The organism is Bacillus sp. Y3 (assembly GCF_008123875.1).
Taxonomy (GTDB): Bacteria; Bacillota; Bacilli; order Bacillales; family Bacillaceae; genus Bacillus; species Bacillus altitudinis.
This window is the reverse complement of the sequence record NZ_VSSC01000007.1, coordinates 1-19,018: the sequence shown is the minus strand read 5'-3', so window position 1 is coordinate 19,018 and position 19,018 is coordinate 1. Positions and strand designations below refer to the sequence as shown.

The following is a 19,018-nucleotide window of genomic DNA, read 5'->3' as shown; positions in this document are numbered from 1 at the left end:
ATAAAATTTGTCCAGCTGGCGATCATGTTGAAAAGTGAATGTTTGAAAGTAAGATAATTGAAGAGAATGTTAGGCAGCAAGACGATTGTCGCCGTCTTGCGCTACTGTTTGAGGGATCTAGATGTGAAATTGCGAAACCATTTCTTTTAGGTCTCCTGCTAAATGGGCGAGAGCCTCTGATGAAGCTGTTACTTCTTCCATTGCTGCGAATTGTTCTTCTGTTAAACCTGCTACTTGTTGTGAATGTTCACTCGTCAGTTTAACGCCTTCTGTGATAGAGGCAAAGGTCTGCTTCGCATCATTTGTATAAGCTGCGATTTTTTGGGATGCATCTGATAAATGTTGAATGCCATCTGCCATTTCCTTCATTGACTGCTGAATGTCAATAAATGAATCCTCTGTATGAGAAATAAGAACAGCCCCTTGAGCCGCTTCCTCTCGTACTCGTTTAATGGCACTCGTCGAATGATTCATCTCTTTTTGTATTTCAGAAATGAGATGTGAAATCATGTTGGATGAGGTTTGCGATTCTTCTGCGAGCTTCCTCACTTCGTCTGCCACAACGGCAAAACCTTTTCCATGTTCACCTGCGCGTGCTGCCTCAATGGCCGCATTAAGAGCAAGTAGATTTGTTTGGTTAGCGATATCTGTAATCACTTTGGAAATCTGATCGATCTCGGCTGAACGTGTTTCTAGCGCTTGAATTGCTGTACCGTTCTCTTCAATTGATTTTGCAATTGATGTCATTTGTGAATTGACTTCACCGATATTTTGTACACCTTTTTGGGCCATTTCTTGTGCGGACTGGCTTCTTGTTGCCATTTGTCCCGCATTTTCAGTGATGTTTACCAGCTCGTTAGATACTTGTCTCATCGTGTGCTCACTAGCTGTCATTTGGGCTGATTGCTGTTCAGACGATTGAGCGACTTCTTGAATGGTATGGGTAATTTTTTCTGATGCTGCACTCGTTTCTTCTGCGCTAGCTGACAGCTCCTCAGAAGAAGTGGCTACTAATTCCGATGTTTTGATCACATTTAAAATGGTTTGATTTAATTTCTCACGCATCTTATTAAAGTGACCTGCCAGCTCAGAAAGTTCATCGCCTGTGTGATCTGTCACGTTGATGGTTAAATTTCCTTCGCCTGCACTCTTAATAGCAGATGCCATATGTTTGAGACGTGTCTGAATCCGCTTTGTGAAAATAGAAATAATGATAACAGAAACAATTAAACTTAACAGTAGAACCGTGACAAATTGAATAAAGAAAGACTGAAGCATTTGTGAAATCATGCTTTGATTTGCACCGGTATAGAAAATACCAATCGTTTCCCCTGTATCATTTTTGATGGGCATATAAGCCGTTTGGTAATCTTTCCCCGCAACATTGGCTGTTCCGTAATAATTCTCGCCTTTATCCAAAACGGCGGCCTTTACTTCAGGTGAGACTTCGGTTCCTACAGCTCGTTTCCCGTTTAACATGACATTTGTGGCAACACGGGTATTTCCTTGGAAAATCGTGATTGTATCACCAGTATATTCGGCTAATTGATCAACCAATGTGTCATGGTTATTGATTTGAGTATTTCCTTTGTAAAGCTTGCCATCTTTTATCTGCCACGAGCCAGCAACCTTTTCAGTTAGGTAAGCGTATCCTAGCTTTAGATCGCCTTTTGCTTTTTCGGTGGCCATTTGCTTAATGTTCTCTGTCATTTCGCGGTTCACTACATAACCAACCACTGCTGAAAATACGATGAGGACACTTAAAAAGATCAGCATTATTTTGGCGCCAAGCCTCAGTTTTCCTTTTTTTTTCATGCTTTTTACTCCTTTAGGTATAAGGTAGGGTAACCCTCCTTAAAGATTATCGGCATGAAAAAAATGTTTGATATACATGAATGCACTTACACAGAAATTTTTGTTATGAAAAAAGGAAAGTTAGTGCTACTCGATAATAAATTGGATTCTTGTGCCATCAGGATCATCTGATAATTGATGACTTACCCAAGAGCCTGCCCCCCTATTATCCGAAGGACGTACATATTTGACAGAAGCCCCTGCTCCACCTTCTTTACACATCGCCATTGGCCATTCATCACGATCATAACCACGCTTTGTTGGAATGCCATGAAGTGATTTGTCTCTTTGCTCATCACTATTTTTTCGATCAATGGTGCAAATGGAAGAATGACCTTCGTCAATAGCTTCTTCTATGTGCTTCGCGGTTTCTGGATATCGATCTGATGGAAAGTGAATGGTTTTGTCATAAGAAGAGTTTGTCGTCTCTTGTTTATGTTGCCCTAGTTGGACATAGCCTGTCGCTATACCAATGACAATCAATAAAAGCAAGAGAATGGTTTTAAGAAGTTTCATAGATGCTAGCTCTCTTTCTCTTTAGCGTATTTTGTAAACAGAAGTATAGCAGAATTACTTACCAATTTCTCCTCGTTTTGAAAAAACGTCTTTTAAAGTTCGAAAAACGTTTTTTACCTGTTTATGCTCTTTTCCTCGTTGTACAAACTCATAAAAATTTAATTTTGCTGCTCAAAAAACATATATGCTGATGCAAAATGGCTTTATGATTGGTTTTTAGGCTAATTTCAAGATTTTAACACACAGAAATTTCAAAAAAATAAAATTGACTAGACCGATATGCTTTAATAATATGGAGTCAAATATCAAAAAATGTCGTAATTTATCAAAATATGATTCCAATTACATTGCAGGAGGGAAGTACAAATGGCGGATGTCTCTTATCGGCTCGGAATAGACATAGGTGGAACATTTACTGATTTATCGCTGATGAATGAAGCGACAGGGGAGCTGACTGAACTCAAGACACCTACAGTGACAGATGACCCAGCTCAAGGAATTATCAATGGGCTGAAACTTCTAAAAGAAAGAGGTGTCGATTTATCCAAAATACAATATCTCGTACACGGGATGACAATCGGTCTTAATACATTATTGCAGAGAAAGGGAGCAGATTTAGCCCTTTTTGTAACGGAAGGTTTTCAAGACATTTTGTCATTACAGCGTTTACGTCTACCCATTCCTTATGACTTCAATTCTCAATTGCCAGAACCATTGATACCACGAAAACATGTATATCCAATCTCTGAAAGGCTCATACACGATGGTTCGATCAAAAAACCTCTCCAACTGCAGCAATTAGATGATGCTGTCCAGCAGGTCATCTCTAAAAAACTAGCAGGCATTGTCATTTCTTTTTTACATAGCTATCAGAATCCAGTTCATGAATTACAGGCAAAAGCCTATATTCATCATCATTACCCACAGTTAGAAGTCCTGACGTCTTCTGAGTTATGGCCCCAAATGAGGGAATATGAGCGGACAGTGATGTCTGTTGTCAATTTGTACATTCAACCAAAGGTGAAACAATATTTACAAACGTTGAAAAGCCGCTTGAAAGAAGAAGGTGTACCAATTTCTCCATACATTACCCAATCAAATGGTGGTTTAATGGATGCAGAAAGTGCAGCTACTTCACCCGTTAAAACACTTTTTTCTGGCCCGGCAGCTGGTGTAATTGGTGCAGCAAGAATTGCAACATCTGCAAATGAACCCAATTTAATTACGTTTGATGTTGGTGGCACAAGTGCAGATATCTCGATCATTCAAAATGGGCAGCCTACAATGGCTCAATCGAATCAGCTTTCAGGATTTCCGATCATTCTTCCATCTGTTGCAATGTATTCGATAGGGGCTGGCGGAGGTTCTGTCGCATGGCTTGATCAAGGCGGGCTTCTTAAAGCAGGACCGGAATCAGTTGGCTCGCAGCCTGGACCTGCTTCGTATGGAAGGGGAAAAAAAGCTGCTTTAACCGATGCATTTCTCATATGCGGTTACCTCAATCAAGATCGGTTTGCCGGAGGACATTTACAATTGCAGCGGTCTGCAGCGGAAATAGCCTTTCAGCCAATTGCTGATCAGCTTCATAAAACGGTCGAACAGGCGGCTGACCAGTTGATTCAAGTGGCTGTTGCCAATATGTACACAGAACTAAGCAATGTCATGGAGCAGCAAGGGTTTGATCCTAGAGATTTTAGTTTGTTGGCATTTGGCGGGGCAGGGCCTGTTGTTGCGAATTTCCTTGCGAGAGAAATTCATGCAAAAAATGTGGTCGTCCCTCCAAGTCCAGGAACATTATGTGCGCTAGGTGCACTTACAGCCGATTTTATCCATGATGCTGTGTTGTCTAAGAAAATCTGCTTACAAGACTATACGATTGACGAATTAAAACAAGATTATGAAATGCTTTCTCGCAAAGCAACGGATTGGTTCAGCCAGCAAAACATTCAACATATCAAACAAACGTCCATTTTGTTATTAGCAGATGCCCGCTATCAAGGACAGGCATTTGAGATTGAATTGCCATTATCGGTGGATTGGCTAAAGCAGGAACAAGACGTCTATCACCTGATTGAAGCTTTCCACAACCTGCATGAGCGTCAATATGGCCATAGAGATGATCAGGCGAACATTGAATTTACTCATTTGCGAGTTCGGGTTATAGGGGAAACGCCTCCACTGCCTTTCTCTCTTGGTGATGAAAGCAGCGGACAGCCTTTAATACCACAATCATACAGACGAATCTTTATAGAAGAAAAAGAGTACGAAGCATCTGTTTACAATCGGAGTACTTTGTCATTAGGTGCTGTTGTGAAAGGACCTGCCATCATTGAGCAAGATGATACGACAACATTGATTTTGCCAAACTGGGCAGGCAGCATAGACCATTCAGGAAACTTGGTGATTTCAAGGGAGGCGGCTTTACATGGGAACTGATCCAGCAAAGCTTGAGATGATGAGGAGTTATTTTAATGCGATTGCATCAGGCATGGGACATGTCATCGAGCGGACATCCTTTACAACATTCGTAAAAGAATCGGCGGATTTTGCCACAGCATTAGCCACGCCTTCTGGAGATTTCTTTGTTTACCCAAAAACAGTCGGTGTCACGATCTTTTTAGGGCTGAGTCTCAAAAAAGCGATTGAAGAAAGCGGACCGATGCAGCCGGGTGACATTATCATCACAAATGATCCTTATACGACAGACGGTTTAGCGACTCATTTGCCAGATGTTCATATCATCAAACCTATTTTTATAGAAGATGAAATTGTCAGTTATGCCTGGTCTTTTGTTCATGTAAGTGATGTGGGAGGTCTTGTCCCTTCAAGCATTTCTCCAACTGCAACAGATGTTCATCAGGAAGGATTAAGAATTCCACCAGTGAAAATCTATGAAGGTGGAAAAGAGAATCAGGTTGTTCGTACCTTTTTAAGAGCTAATAGCCGGGCGAGTCATTTAAATGATGGCGATATTAATGCGATGATTGCCGCTGTTAATACAGCAGAAATCAGACTAAAAGAAATGATCGAGAAATTCGGAAAAAACGAAGTGAAGCAAGGAATGATTGATCTGCTGAAGCAAGCAGAGGATCGCGCAGGAAAAGTTATTGAAGCCATTCCTGATGGAACGAGTGAATTCGCTGATTACTTGGATGATGATATGATTTCGGACGTGCCGATCCGATTAAAGATCAAGCTGACGGTCAAAGGGAAACAGCTGACACTGGACTTCTCTGAGTGTGACCCGCAAGTTAAGACAGCTTTTAATCTTGTCACCAATGGTCAAAAGCACTCCTTCTTATATCAAGGATTGATCAATTACATTATTAGTAAAGATCCTTTTATTCCGATTAATGGTGGGATTACGTATCCGATAGACGTGATTTCACCTAAAGGAACGCTTGTCCATCCAGAATATCCGGCTTCTGTCGGTATTCGGCATTCCATTACAATGAGATTGTATAATGTCGTGCTAGGTGCTATTGGTAAGCTGTTGCCTGAAGCAGTGCCGGCGGCAGGTGCAGGTCAATCCGCTATCGTCGTTCTCTCTGTTCCTGATGATCAAACAGGAGGCAGAAAAATGTCTGTGGTCGAACCGTTAGGCGGAGGCGGCGGTGCTCAAAAAGGGACTGATGGAGTCGATGGAATTGATCATTCGTCAGGCTTTTTAAAAAATACACCTATCGAGAGCTTGGAACATCATATTGATATTCATGTACACCGATATGAACTGCTGCCGAACACAGGTGGAGCAGGGGAACATAGAGGGGGACATGCGATTGGTTTAGAATTTGAAATGATCAAGCCAGAATCGATGGTGACGGCACGAGGAATGGAACGAATGAAGTTTCAACCTTGGGGGTTAATGGGCGGACGTGCAGGAGCAATTGGTGAGGTGAAATTGACCAAACCAAATGGGGAGACAAAAAACCAGCCGAAAATTGATGTTATGCGTCTTGAAAAAGGCGATATTGTTCAATTGGTTTCACCAAGTGGGGGAGGATGGGGGAATCCATTTTCTAGAACGAAAGAAAAAGTCCTTCATGAAGTGGAAGCAGGGCTATTAAGTGAAGAAAGAGCACTTCAGCAATATGGCGTCAAAGTCTATCGAGATCATAATGAATGGAAAATTGATGACGAACAGACGAGCAGGCTTCGTGAAAAGATGAATGATGCTGATGCTGTCGCTTGGGATTTTGGAAAACAAAGAGCAGCTTATGAGAAAGTGTGGACGGACGAAGCCAGCAGTGAGCTTGCTGTGCAGCTTCGTTCATACCCAGCAAATGAGCGTACGCACTATAAACATGCGGTTCATTCTCATTTTAGTCATAGACAGGAACCATTAACAAAGATGGATATTATTCAAGCACTTCATCAGTTGAATCAACAAAAAGGGGGAAACGAATTATGAAAAGAAGATTAATGACCATATTTGCAGGTGTCCTATCCGTCATGTTACTACTGTCTGCATGCGGTGGAAATGGGCAGGACCAAAGTAAAAAGCAGCAGACTGTGATCGTTGGTGTCTACGGAGGGGATTGGGAAAAGAATATTAAGCCAATCCTCGAAAAGTTTGAAAAGGATACAGGCATTAAAGTACAAACGGTCTCTGGGGCAGATTCTGAATGGTTTACAAAATTAAAAGCATCTAATGGTAAAAATCCACCGTATGATTTGCTTATTTTACAGCCTGATACGATTCAAAGAGGTATTGCGGCAAACGTTCTTGCGCCTATTGATGAAGATCAAGCACCAAATGTGAAAAAGCTTTATCGTTCTGTTCAAAAGAAACTCACTGTTGATGGAAAACAATATGCAGCAGGCTTTAGTATGGGACAGCTTGGAATTGCTTATAGAAAAGATCTTGTCAAACAGGAGCCAAACAGCTGGACAGATTTATGGAGCGATCAGCTGAAAGGGAAAGTGGCGATTTCTTCCCCAACTTATTCAGCAGGCTTACAATTTTTCTCTGCACTTGTCCATGCTCAAGGAGGGACAGAATCAAATCCTAAGGATATTGATAAAGCATTTAAAAGCCTCGCACAATTAAAAGGGCGTGTAGCTGCTTTTCCTGATAACCCAGGGTCTATTCAAACGCTGTTAGAACGTGGTGACGTGACGGCAGTTCCATATTGGGATGGCCGAGCATTTGCACTTGAAGAAGAAGGGATGGATATTGGATTCTCATATCCGAAAGAAGGCGCTGTGGCAGCAGTTGCGAGCTGGGCGCTAACAAAGGGAAGTCAGCATGAGGAAGCGGCTTATAAGCTATTAAACTACCTTAGTGGGAAAGAAGCTCAAGAAGCCTTCTCAGATAAATCTTACTATGGCATGTCGAATTCTGATGTGAAATACGGAGACAAAATTAAGGGAAAAGTGAAGGTTGGCGAAAATTATTATAGCAAGCTGACTTGGGTAGATTACGAAACAGCGACTTCAGAGCTCGGTCAATGGACAAATCGATGGAATGAAGTACTAGGCGGAGGAAAATAGGTGATCGCATGAGTGGAATCAATTTAGAACATATCAGCCAGCATTTTGGCGAGCAGATTGCTCTTGATGATGTCAGTCTTACGGTAAAAGAGGGAGAGTTTTTCTCCCTTCTTGGCCCTAGTGGCTGCGGAAAATCAACTTTACTCAATATCATTGGTGGTTTTTTAGAACCGACAAAAGGAGTCGTCTATATTGGTGATCAGGATGTGACGACTTTACCTCCTTATCAAAGGAAAACGGGGATGGTCTTTCAAAGCTATGCACTTTTCCCACATCTCACCGTATTTGATAATGTTGCATATGGGTTGAAGGTTCAAAAGAAAAAGAAGGCGGAAATCAAGCAAAAGGTGATGGAGAGCTTGGCTCTTGTTCAATTAGAGTCATTTGCCAAACGAATGCCGCACCAATTAAGTGGTGGTCAGCAGCAACGGGTCGCAATTGCACGTGCACTTGCTATCCAGCCGGCTGTTCTCCTTCTGGATGAACCACTCAGTAACCTAGATGCAAAGCTAAGAAAAAATATGCAGACGGAGCTGCGAAATATTCAACGGAATGTCGGAATTACGACTATTCTTGTGACGCATGATCAGGAGGAAGCCCTAAGTCTTTCTGACCGAATTGGGATATTAGGTGAGGGGAAAATTCAGCAGATTGGGACACCTTTAGAAGTATATCGTCAGCCAAATAATCGTTTTGTTGCTGAATTTATCGGACAGGTCAATCTATTTGAAGCGGAGTATGATGAAGTTACTTCCACATACACTGTTCCACATTTCATTCAATCAAACGGGAAGCAAGTTCAGCTAAAAGCTGCCGCATTTAAAGAGAAGAGCGAGAAGCATTTACTCATGCTGCGTCCTGAGAGAATCAAGTTATCTTCTGGCGGGGATGAAGTTCAGCCAAATCATGTCACAGGCGTGTTGGCAGATGTCAGTTATATTGGGCACTCTTTACGTTTGGTCGTTGGGCTTAATCAAGGTGAAATCATTGTCCATGCATCAGACGCAGCGTTTCCCGAGCTGCCTCAAGTTGGAGAAATTGTGCATATTCATTGGCAGCCTGAAGATATTGTGTTTTTAGATTCGAAGGTGCATGCGTGATGAGAATCAAAAAAAAGAATCAGCGCTTTCATTGGTTTATGCTGCTGCCAGCTTGTTTGTTTCTAGTTGTATTCCTTCTTGCTCCGCTTGTGATGATGTTTGTCCTCAGTTTTCGTGATGTGGATTCGATGATGAATACGTTACAATCCTATAGTTTGTCTCAATATTTACATGTCTTTACGACAGATGCATATGTGAAAGCAATTGGAAGTACTGTGTGGGTGGCCTTACAGACAACGGTGATTTGTTTATTGATGGCATATCCAGCAGCTTATGTGCTAGTGAAAGCACCTCACCCAAGGTTGCGGGCTTTTTTCTATATCTTACTTGTATCGCCGCTTTTGACGAGTGTCGTCATTCGGACATTTGCATGGATCGTGCTTCTTTCGCAAAATGGCTTGATCAATGGCATGCTGATCGATTTACATCTGATTGAGAAACCGCTATCGATGCTGTGGAATATGAATGCGGTCATTATTGCTTATGTTCAAGTGATGCTGCCTTTTGCAGTGCTGCCTATTGCAACGAGCTTAACTGATATGGACCGTCACTTAAGACCGGCTTCTATGAGTCTTGGTGCTGGTCGTATTCGGACATTTTTTCATGTGACCTTGCCGCTTACGATTCCAGGCATGATCACCGGAGCAATTATTGTCTTCTCACTTGCAGCAGGAAGTTATATTACTCCTCTATTAGTCGGCGGACGGATGCAGCCGCTCTTGCCACTGTCCATTTATCAGCAGGTCATGCAGGTGTATAATTTGCCTCTTGCCGCTGCGATGTCCTTTACTTTATTGATTTGTGTGCTAGCGGTCGTCAGTCTATTAAGCTATCTATTGAAGCGTTGGGAGGCGAGGATGCATGCGTAAAAAATCAATAAGTGACCGTTTGCTTTCGGTTCTGATATGGACCGCAGGCTCACTCGTTTATCTCTTTTTAACCGTACCTGTTCTTGTCATTGTTCTTTCTGCTTTTAGTCCGAATGCTTTTCCTGAATTCCCGCCGACTTCGTTTTCCGTTCGTTGGTTTCATGAGGTCGTGTCGAATCCAGAATGGATGGAATCTTTGCGTATCAGCGTGATTCTGTTATTGATTGTGACGCCGCTTACTGTTCTTTTAGGAACGATGGCTTCTTATGCTTTAGCAAGGCTTTCCTTTAAGGGAAAGGAAGCTGTTCAAGCCTTTATTTTGTCACCTCTTATGATTCCTCAGGTGGTATTAGGGATTGCGATGCTGTATTTGTTTACGGCTATGGGCTTTACAGGGTCTTTGTGGGCATTAGTCATTGGGCATGTCATCATTGGTTTTCCTTATGTGGTACGAACCGTGGGTGTCAGTGTTTCAAATCTTGATCCACGTCTTGAGCTAGCTTCCATGAATCTTGGTGCAGGGCCCATACGTACTTTCTTTCGTGTGACACTGCCCTTGATCAAGCCTGGCATTATCGCAGGTGGGGTGTTTTCTGCTGTGACATCATTTGGTGAAATCTCGATTAGTTTGTTCGTTTCTTCACCTCAAACCATTACGATTCCCGTGAGGACGTTTAATTACATTGAGCAAACTTTTGATCCGAGTGTCAATGCGATATCTGTCATATTTATTATCATTTCTATCATTGCGTTGCTCATTATTGAGAAAACGATTGGTCTGTCTAAGGTGATGTAAATATAATGAAGAAACAAGGAGCTGTCATTTGAAATGACAGCTCTTTTTGTATTGTTTTTTATGGTAAAAATATTCAAAGTTTTATGGAATGTAGTTCTTAAGGTTTAAGAAAATGCGAGGCATGATAGGAGACCTCTCTCCTACATTTTCGGTCATATTTGCAAAATTTAAGGAAAAACATGAAATTTTTGCGGTAATTGGTCATTTATTTTCGGTGGAACGCAACTATTATTAGTTATTTTCGGTAAATATCGTAAATTATGATGTGATCCCTTCGGCATAACGCATGAATCTTTACACCCATTTTTCGGTGAAAAAAACAATAATTTCATATAAAGTGGACGTAAATAGAAAATATCTAAAAGAAAAGAAGAAAAAGGCAAATCTATGGAAACATAGAGACGCAAAGCCATGTCCTAAGGTAAAAGTTTCCTTTTTTGCTATGGTCGGCAGGTTACCGAATCAAAATGGGAGTCCCTCCGTTTTATTCGGGGTGGGCTCCTTTTCTGTTATTCCGTCTATTTTAATGAAATAGACTTGGTTCTTTTGATATAGAGGGTGCAGGGTATCACAGTTGGTGGAGAAAACATAGAAGAGCGGAGGATGAGAATGAGTACAGTTTATTACCCCTTAACACATGCGCAAAAGCGAGTATTCTACACGGAAAGATTTTATCCAGGCACAAGTATTTCTAATTTGGGTGGGTTTGCCAAGTTAAGATCCGTATCAGGTCTAAATCCTTCTTTGATCGTGGATGTGCTTCAAGCGTACATTCGTGAAACTGATTCTCTTCGTTTAAGGCTGGTGTATCAACATGAGCAGGAGGAGCCCGTTCAATATATCAAGCCATATGAAAAACAGCCGATTCGTTTGGTGAAAGGCTGGAGTGAAAAGGAAGTCAGGGCGTGGGCGAACGAGGAGATTCGTGAGCCGATGGAACTGATTGATCGTTCCTTAATTGAATTTACGGTCTTTCAAATCAGTGATCAAGAGTGCTGGCTGTTCTGTAAAGCACATCATATTGTGGCTGATGGTATTTCAATTATCTTGATGGGAAACCGAATCATTGATCTATACCATGACATGCTGCAGGGGACAGACATCTCCCCAATTGAAGACATTTCCTTCGTTGATCACATCATGAGTGAGCAAACGTATGAATCTTCTAAACGTTTTCAGAAAGACCAAGCTTTTTGGAACGAGCAATTTGCCAATATTCCAGATTTCGCTTCTTTAACACCGCATAAAGGTTACGAGATGAGCTTACATGCGGAGAGATTTTCAGGGGATATTCCTGATTCTTTAAAGGAGAAGCTTCGAGTCTTTTGTGAAGAAGAGAAAGTCAGTATGCTTTCTATGTTTATGTCCGCTGTCTATATTTACTTGCACCGATTTAGCGGCATGGAGGATGTGGTCCTTGGAACTTTTATGGGCAATCGGACAAATGCAAAGGAAAAAAAGATGATTGGGATGTTTGTGTCGACCATTCCGATGCGCGCATCTGTGCAAGGATCCCTCACATTTCTTGATTTCGTGAAGCAAGTCATGGCGGATCAGATGAAGATCTTGCGTCATCAAAAATATCCTTACAATGTGCTCATGAATGATTTAAGGGAAAGAGATGGATTTACAGGACGCCTGTTTGATATTTCTTTAGAGTATCAGGTCATGCAGTGGCAGAAAAAAGAGAATCTTTCGTTCATTACGGAGCCGATTTTTAGTGGAAGCGGAATGAATGATATATCGATTCATGTGAAAGACCGCTGGGATACAGATACATTGACCATTGATTTGGATTACCGTACAGACCTATTTAGTGAAGACGATATGAGTAAGCTGTTTGATCGATTGATCATTTTGCTGGAGGCGGCGGTCTCTCAGCCAGATCAGCTGATTGGGGCTCTCTCTTTACTGCCAGCAGATGAACAAAAGCAGCTGCTTCAATTATCTAAGGGAGAAGCATTTGATTTACCAGGAGCGAAACCAGTTCACCACTTATTTGATGAGGTAGCTAAAACGTATTCAGAACGGGCAGCTGTGGTAGCGGAAAATGGAACGTTCACTTATGGAGAGCTGTATCAAAAAGCGGACAAACTGGCACGATTTTTACAGATGAAAGGTGTCTCGCGTGATGTACCAGTTGCCGTTTTAATGGAACGGACGGCAGATGCGATGGCTGCCATTTTTGGGATATTAAAAGCTGGCGGTGCATATGTACCGATCGATCCGGCATTACCTGAGGAACGCATTCAATTTATTGTAGAAGATTCTGGTGCTTCTATCGTTTTAACAGAAGAATCGTTTGTTCAGCGATATTCATCCATTGCGGAAAAAATGATTGTCCAGCAGCATATGGAATTAGAAGATCGTCCGCTGCCTGAGCTGATCGATCAGACGACATCACAGGATTTGGCTTATCTCATTTATACATCGGGTACGACTGGAAAGCCGAAGGGAGTGATGATCGAGCATCTTCAGCTGCATCATTTGGTTCATGCCCTGCATCACGAAGTGTATGAGGGGGCAAATCAGCTTCAAGTGGCGCTTCTTGCACCATTCCATTTCGATGCATCTGTTAAACAAATCTTTGCTGCTCTTTTATTTGGACATACGCTTCATATTGTGCCAAGAGAAACGACACGAAACGGTGTACAGCTAGCGGCTTATTACAATGAACATCAAATCAAAGCAACAGATGGAACGCCAGCACATGTGCAGCTTTTACTTGCAGCTGATTTGGATGGGCTTGCACTGACTCACATGCTGATTGGGGGAGAAGCACTCCCTGCGAAAGCAGCGCAGGCGCTAATTGAAGCTGTGCGTGTCAGCCAGCCGGATTTTGCCTTGTGGAATGTGTATGGTCCGACAGAAACGTGTGTGGATGCGGCGGTTCACCGTCTAGATCTCAGTGAGCTGCAGAAGTCACCAGAACAGCGCTATGTGTCAATTGGAAAGCCACTGGGCCATCACCGGATTTATATTTTAAATGAACATGAACAACTACAGGTGCAGGGAGCTGTGGGAGAACTATGCATTGCGGGAATAGGAGTTGGACGGGGCTATGTGAATCAGCCTGAATTAACGGAGAAGGCATTCAGACCAGATCCATTTTTCCCTGAAGACCGGATGTATCGCACAGGTGATGTAGTGAGATGGCTTCCAGACGGCACAATTGATTACCTTGGAAGAATAGATGACCAAGTAAAAATAAGAGGTTACCGCATCGAAACAGGTGAAATTGAGGCAGTCATGGAGCAGGTAGACGGAGTCCATCAGGCTGTCGTGCTTGTCGTGGATGAACCGGACGGTGGAAAGGCTTTAAGTGCTTACTATCAAGCACGACAAGAATTTCTTTCCGTGGACACCCTGCAAGCCGCTATCAAACATCAGCTGCCAGCTTATATGATGCCGCTTTATTTCAAGCAGCTTGAGGCATTTCCACTGACAGTTAGCGGGAAAGTCGACCGGCGTGCGCTTGCTGCATTAAAAGGAGATAAGGCTGTCAGTGCTGTTTATGTAGCGCCTAGAAACGATGTAGAAACGAAGCTTGTTCGTTTGTGGGAAGACGTTCTTCATCAAGAGAACATAGGTGTGTACGACTCATTCTTTGACATAGGCGGGCATTCACTCAAAGCGATGAAAGTTCTTACACTCGTTCAGCGGGCTTTTCAAGTGGAGGTCCCTTTATCTGTTTTATTTGAACAGCAAACGATTGCAGCACTTGCTGTTTATATTGAACAAGCGGAAAAGTCTTCACAAGTGGTCATACCGAAAGCACCGACTGCCGCCGATTATCCACTGTCACCAGCGCAGCAGCGTGTTTATATGGTGACTCAGCTGGAGCAGAGCATCGCCTATCATATGCCTGCCGTTGTGAAATTAAGAGGAACGCTGCAACGAGAGAAGTTGGAGGGAGCTTTTGAAAAACTGATCGCACGTCATGATGTGCTGCGCACTTCTTTTCATACAGTCAAAGGAGTCCCTCGTCAGCGGGTAGCTTCATCCGTCCCATTTCAAATAGAACAGGTGACAGGCAGTACGATGGAAGAAAACATGCGTCAATTCGTCCGACCTTTTTATCTTGAGCAGGCTCCGCTTTTGCGTGTTGGTCTACAGTCTTTACATGACCGGGAGCATCTTCTCTATTTCGATATGCATCATCTGATTTCAGATGGTCTTTCAATTGATTTGATGCTGCGTGAGCTGTCTGACGTATATGAGGGATTAGTGAAAGCGCCATTGAAGCTTCAATATCAAGATTATGCTGTTTGGCAAGAACAACAGGCAGAGCAAGGCGGTCAAATCGATGAAGCATTCTGGCTGAAAGAATTTTCAGGAGATATCCCTGCTTTGCAGCTGCTAACTGATTATCAGCGTCCGGCTGTCCAGTCTTTCACTGGAGACCGCGTTCTCAGGAACATCGATGAGACGTTAACAGGCCGTTTGCAGGAGCTTGCAGCGAATCATCATACGACGCTGTATACGGTGTTGCTTTCTGCTTACTATACATTGCTTGCGAAATACACAGGTCAAAAGGAGTTTGTGGTGGGGACGCCAACAGCAGGCCGGGTGCATGCAGATTTGAATGACATGATCGGCATGTTTGTCCAAACACTTGCTTTACGTTCAGAGGTAGATCCGAACGGTTCAATGACGCAGTTGATTGAGCAAGTAAAGGAAAAGACGATGAGGGCGTTTGAGCATCAGCAATATCCATTCGAGCTGCTGCTTGAAAAGCTAAATGTGCAAAGAGATTTTAGCCGCCATCCATTATTTGATACGGTCTTTACTCTAACGCCAGATCATTCAACAACCCAGCATATTGGAGGGATGAAAGTCGAAGTCGAGGAAACCAATTTCCATATTGCAAAGTTTGATCTCACACTTCAAGCGACGGAGTCAAGTCATGGTCTTTCCTTTGTTCTCGATTACAGTACGGCGTTATTTAAACGAAGTACTGCCGAGCAGATGCTCAAGCATTATGTTTATCTTCTGGAGCAGATGGTCGAAATGCCGGAGCAAGCGATTCAATCATACCGCTTACTGTCTGAACAAGAGGCAGCGGCTCAATTGAAGATGTGGAACCCGTTACCTACGCCTTATCCTGTGGAAGAAACCATTGTGACGCAATTTGAATCACAAGTACAGCAGCATGGTCATCAGCCTGCTTTGCAATATAAAGATGAGGTTCTTTCTTATCAAGAGCTGAATCGCAGAGTGAACCAGCTGGCTCATTATTTACGTGAACATGGTTTTGAAAAAGGGATGACAGCGGCTTTATTCTTTGAACGTTCCAATGAGATGGTGTTGTCCGTTTTAGCTGTGCTAAAGGCTGGCGGTGTCTATGTGCCAATCGATCCTGACTTCCCTGATGAGCGCATCAAGCACTTTTTGACAGATAGTGGTGCACAGTTTGTCCTGACCCATCAGGTGCTGCGTCATCGTTCTGTGCTTACTGCGTTTGAAGGGAAAATCATAGAAACAGAAGATCAAGCCGTTGATCAGCAGTCAGAGAGCAATCCAGTTGTATGTGTTTCGCCTTTGGACTTGGCGAATTTAACCTATACATCTGGTACGACAGGCAAACCTAAAGGGAACATGGTGACGCACCGGAACATTTTGAGAACAGTGAAGCAGTCGAATTATCTCACCATTCATCATGAAGACACGTTGATGAGCCTTTCAAACTATGTATTTGATGCATTTATGTTTGATGTGTTTGGCGCTTTATTGAACGGAGCGAAACTCATTGTTTTGCCAAAGGATCACATTTTAAATATGAATGAGCTTTCTGGCGCGATTGAGAAGGAAAAAGTCAGTATTTTAATGATCACGACCGCTCTATTTCACTTACTGATTGATATGAAAAAAGGCAGCCTGAAAAACGTCAGAAAAGTGCTGTTTGGCGGGGAACGTGCTTCTGTGCCGCATGTTGTGGCAGCCCTTGAAACGGTTGGAGAAGACAAACTTATTCATATGTATGGACCTTCTGAAAGCACGATTTTTACAACGTATTATCCGGTGAATCACATTGAAGAACAAGCACTGTCGATTCCGATCGGAAAGCCGGTGAGTCAAACAGCTGTTTATATTGTCGATGAGTTTGGACATGTGCAGCCGCCGGGAGTAGCTGGAGAGCTTTGTGTCGCAGGTGACGGACTGGTCAAGGGGTATTATCACCAGCCAGAACTAACGAGCGAAAAGTTTGTTGAAAATCCTTTCCGATCTGGTGAAGTCATGTACAAAACGGGCGATCTCGCACGATGGCTGTCAAATGGAGATATTGAATTCATTGGGCGAATCGATCATCAAGTCAAGATTCGAGGGCAGCGTATCGAGCTTGGGGAAATTGAACACCAGCTATTGCAGCATCCGCAAGTGAAAGAAGCCGTTGTCATTGCGATATCAAATGATACATTGTGTGCATATTTCACAGCAGAAGGTGCTGTTCCGCTGTCGGATTTACGTGAGCAAGCAGGACGAGAACTCCCTGTTTATATGATGCCAGCTTTCTTCATGCAATTAGACGAGCTGCCACTAACGGGGAATGGCAAGGTAGATAGACGAGCATTACCGGTACCTGATGTAAGTGAGCAGGCTTCAAATGAATACGTCCCTCCTCAATCAGATACAGAGCGTATATTGGCACACATTTGGGAGGAAGTTCTTGAAGTTCCGAAAATCGGCAGACGTGATCATTTCTTTGAATGCGGTGGTCATTCACTGCGCGGCATGAAAATGTTGAACAGGCTCTATGAAGAGATGCATGTGGAATGTACGTTGAAAACATTATTTGAATCACCCACTTTAGAGGCGTTTGCCCTTGCGGTGGATCAAACAGATCGAACTGAAATCAGACGAGTGGAGAAAGCGGAAGAAGCGGCTTTTTATCCTGTGACATCTGCTCAGAAAAGATTGTTTGTTCTGCAAAAAATGACAGATGCCGAGCAGAGCTATCATATGCCAGCTGCTTTAAAGCTTGAAGGTGTATTTGATGAAAAACGATTTAAAAAAGCCATTGACCAGCTTGTTCATCGTCATGAAGCATTCCGTACGAGCTTTGACTTCGTTCAGGGTGAACCTGTTCAGCGAATTGAAACGAATGTTTCTGTGAACATTGAAAACATCGAAGGGGAAGGCCGAGACATTCAGCAATTAATGAATGATTTTATCCGTCCATTTGATGTAGAAAAAGCGCCGCTGCTTAGAGTGGGACTTGTGTCTGAATCGGAGAGTGTTCATTATCTGTTGATTGATATGCACCACATCATTTCAGATGGTGCGTCTGTCGGTATTTTAATTGATGAGCTATCGATCTTGTATCGAGGAGACGAACTTGATGAATTGCCTATTCAATATAAGGATTATGCGGTCTGGTCAAACAGTGAAGAATCTCTTGTGAAAAAAGAGGCTGAAGCGGCTTTTTGGTTGGAACAATTACAAGGAGAACTGCCTGTTTTGGCACTGCCTGAGGATCTTCCGAGACCAAAGGTTCAGACGTTTGAAGGGGGCAGCGTCGAATTCTCTATAGACGGTGCGCTTAAAGCGCAATTGGATGAGCTGGTTAGATCACTCAACAGTACAACGTATACAGTACTGCTTGCTTGCTACAGTACGCTTTTAAGCAAGCTTTCGAGACAAGAAGACATCATGATCGGTTCTCCAGTGGTGGGCAGAACCCATCCTGATATTCAATCAGTCATCGGCATGTTTGTGAATACGCTGGCACTCAGAACAAAACCAGAAGGACACCAGACATTTTCTCAATTTGCGTCAACAGTTCATGAGCTTGTGTTAGCGGCAAATGAACATCAACTTTACCCATTTGAAGAATTGGTGGACCAAGTGCAAACGGTTCGCGACACAAGCCGTCATCCAATCTTTGATGTGGTGTTCTCGATGGAAAATGCAGATATTCGTGACTTGTCGATGGATGGACTTGATATCATTCCCCAGCCGTTCAATGAGAACATAGCGAAATTTGACTTAACCTTAACTGGAAACGAATCTGACGATCAAATCGAGCTTGTGTTTGATTTTAATTCTTCTATCTTTGAACGGTCGTCGATTGAGAAGTGGAAGGAGTATTTCCTTTACTTGATCGAACAAATGGTGTCAGCACCAGATCAATTATTAGATCAGATGCAATTATTATCACCAGCGCAGCAGCAAAAACTGCTTGATGAATGGTCAGGCCTTATCCTAAATGTCCCGACAGATCAAACGGTTCATGCATTGATTGAGGCGAAGTCACAGGAAGTACCTGATCAAAAAGCCGTAACTTTCTTCGGCACAAGCTGGACGTATGAAGAGCTGAACAACCGGGCGAATACAGTCGCCGCAAGACTTATGTCCAGCGGCACAAAACCGGGAGACCGCATCGGCATTCT

The 19,018-nt window shown here is 42.9% G+C and carries 9 protein-coding genes and 1 riboswitch; of the genes, 7 read left to right on the top strand and 2 right to left on the bottom strand.

Annotation, left to right across the window (positions count from 1 at the left end):
• Positions 1–117: 117 nt before the first annotated feature.
• Both FXF70_RS15935 and FXF70_RS15930 read right to left on the bottom strand, forming a co-directional pair.
• Positions 118–1,815 (bottom strand): methyl-accepting chemotaxis protein, encoded by a 1,698-nt coding sequence (locus tag FXF70_RS15935; protein WP_035703163.1) that lies wholly within the window; start codon positions 1,813–1,815, stop codon positions 118–120.
• 126 nt (positions 1,816–1,941) lie between these two features.
• A complete protein-coding gene (locus FXF70_RS15930; protein WP_007498233.1) occupies positions 1,942–2,370 on the bottom strand; it encodes a NucA/NucB deoxyribonuclease domain-containing protein in 429 nt (142 codons plus the stop codon).
• 366 nt (positions 2,371–2,736) lie between these two features.
• Between FXF70_RS15930 and FXF70_RS15920 the strand changes: the two genes are divergently transcribed.
• The 7 genes from FXF70_RS15920 to FXF70_RS15890 all read left to right on the top strand — a co-directional run.
• Positions 2,737–4,806, top strand: a complete 2,070-nt coding sequence (locus tag FXF70_RS15920; RefSeq protein WP_148780707.1) for a hydantoinase/oxoprolinase family protein — start codon at positions 2,737–2,739, stop codon at positions 4,804–4,806.
• The gene (locus FXF70_RS15915) at positions 4,796–6,781 is read left to right on the top strand and encodes a hydantoinase B/oxoprolinase family protein (protein WP_148780705.1); all 1,986 of its coding nucleotides are present in this window, start codon (positions 4,796–4,798) and stop codon (positions 6,779–6,781) included. Before FXF70_RS15920 ends, FXF70_RS15915 begins: the two co-directional genes overlap by 11 nt.
• The gene (locus FXF70_RS15910; RefSeq protein WP_148780703.1) at positions 6,778–7,863 is read left to right on the top strand and encodes an ABC transporter substrate-binding protein; all 1,086 of its coding nucleotides are present in this window, start codon (positions 6,778–6,780) and stop codon (positions 7,861–7,863) included. The genes FXF70_RS15915 and FXF70_RS15910 overlap by 4 nt, the downstream gene beginning before the upstream one ends.
• Before the next feature lie 8 nt (positions 7,864–7,871).
• Positions 7,872–8,963, top strand: a complete 1,092-nt coding sequence (locus tag FXF70_RS15905) for an ABC transporter ATP-binding protein (protein WP_148780701.1) — start codon at positions 7,872–7,874, stop codon at positions 8,961–8,963.
• On the top strand, positions 8,963–9,832 hold the full coding sequence (locus FXF70_RS15900) for an ABC transporter permease (protein WP_008347830.1): 870 nt from the start codon (positions 8,963–8,965) through the stop codon (positions 9,830–9,832). Before FXF70_RS15905 ends, FXF70_RS15900 begins: the two co-directional genes overlap by 1 nt.
• Positions 9,825–10,628, top strand: coding sequence for an ABC transporter permease (locus FXF70_RS15895; RefSeq protein ID WP_008347828.1), 804 nt, complete (start codon positions 9,825–9,827; stop codon positions 10,626–10,628). The genes FXF70_RS15900 and FXF70_RS15895 overlap by 8 nt, the downstream gene beginning before the upstream one ends.
• A 368-nt stretch (positions 10,629–10,996) precedes the next feature.
• Positions 10,997–11,090, top strand: a riboswitch (cyclic di-GMP riboswitch).
• A 147-nt stretch (positions 11,091–11,237) separates the two neighbouring features.
• Positions 11,238–19,018: non-ribosomal peptide synthetase (locus FXF70_RS15890; protein ID WP_262368856.1), on the top strand; the 7,781-nt coding region annotated here is incomplete at its 3' end.

Excerpts from the sequence above, each read along its gene's own strand:
- FXF70_RS15935 (WP_035703163.1), bottom strand. The coding sequence starts at position 1,815 with ATGAAAAAAAAAGGAAAACTGAGGCTTGGCGCCAAAATAATGCTGATC.
- FXF70_RS15930 (WP_007498233.1), bottom strand. The coding sequence starts at position 2,370 with ATGAAACTTCTTAAAACCATTCTCTTGCTTTTATTGATTGTCATTGGT.
- FXF70_RS15920 (WP_148780707.1), top strand. The coding sequence starts at position 2,737 with ATGGCGGATGTCTCTTATCGGCTCGGAATAGACATAGGTGGAACATTT.
- FXF70_RS15915 (WP_148780705.1), top strand. The coding sequence starts at position 4,796 with ATGGGAACTGATCCAGCAAAGCTTGAGATGATGAGGAGTTATTTTAAT.
- FXF70_RS15910 (WP_148780703.1), top strand. The coding sequence starts at position 6,778 with ATGAAAAGAAGATTAATGACCATATTTGCAGGTGTCCTATCCGTCATG.
- FXF70_RS15905 (WP_148780701.1), top strand. The coding sequence starts at position 7,872 with ATGAGTGGAATCAATTTAGAACATATCAGCCAGCATTTTGGCGAGCAG.
- FXF70_RS15900 (WP_008347830.1), top strand. The coding sequence starts at position 8,963 with ATGAGAATCAAAAAAAAGAATCAGCGCTTTCATTGGTTTATGCTGCTG.
- FXF70_RS15895 (WP_008347828.1), top strand. The coding sequence starts at position 9,825 with ATGCGTAAAAAATCAATAAGTGACCGTTTGCTTTCGGTTCTGATATGG.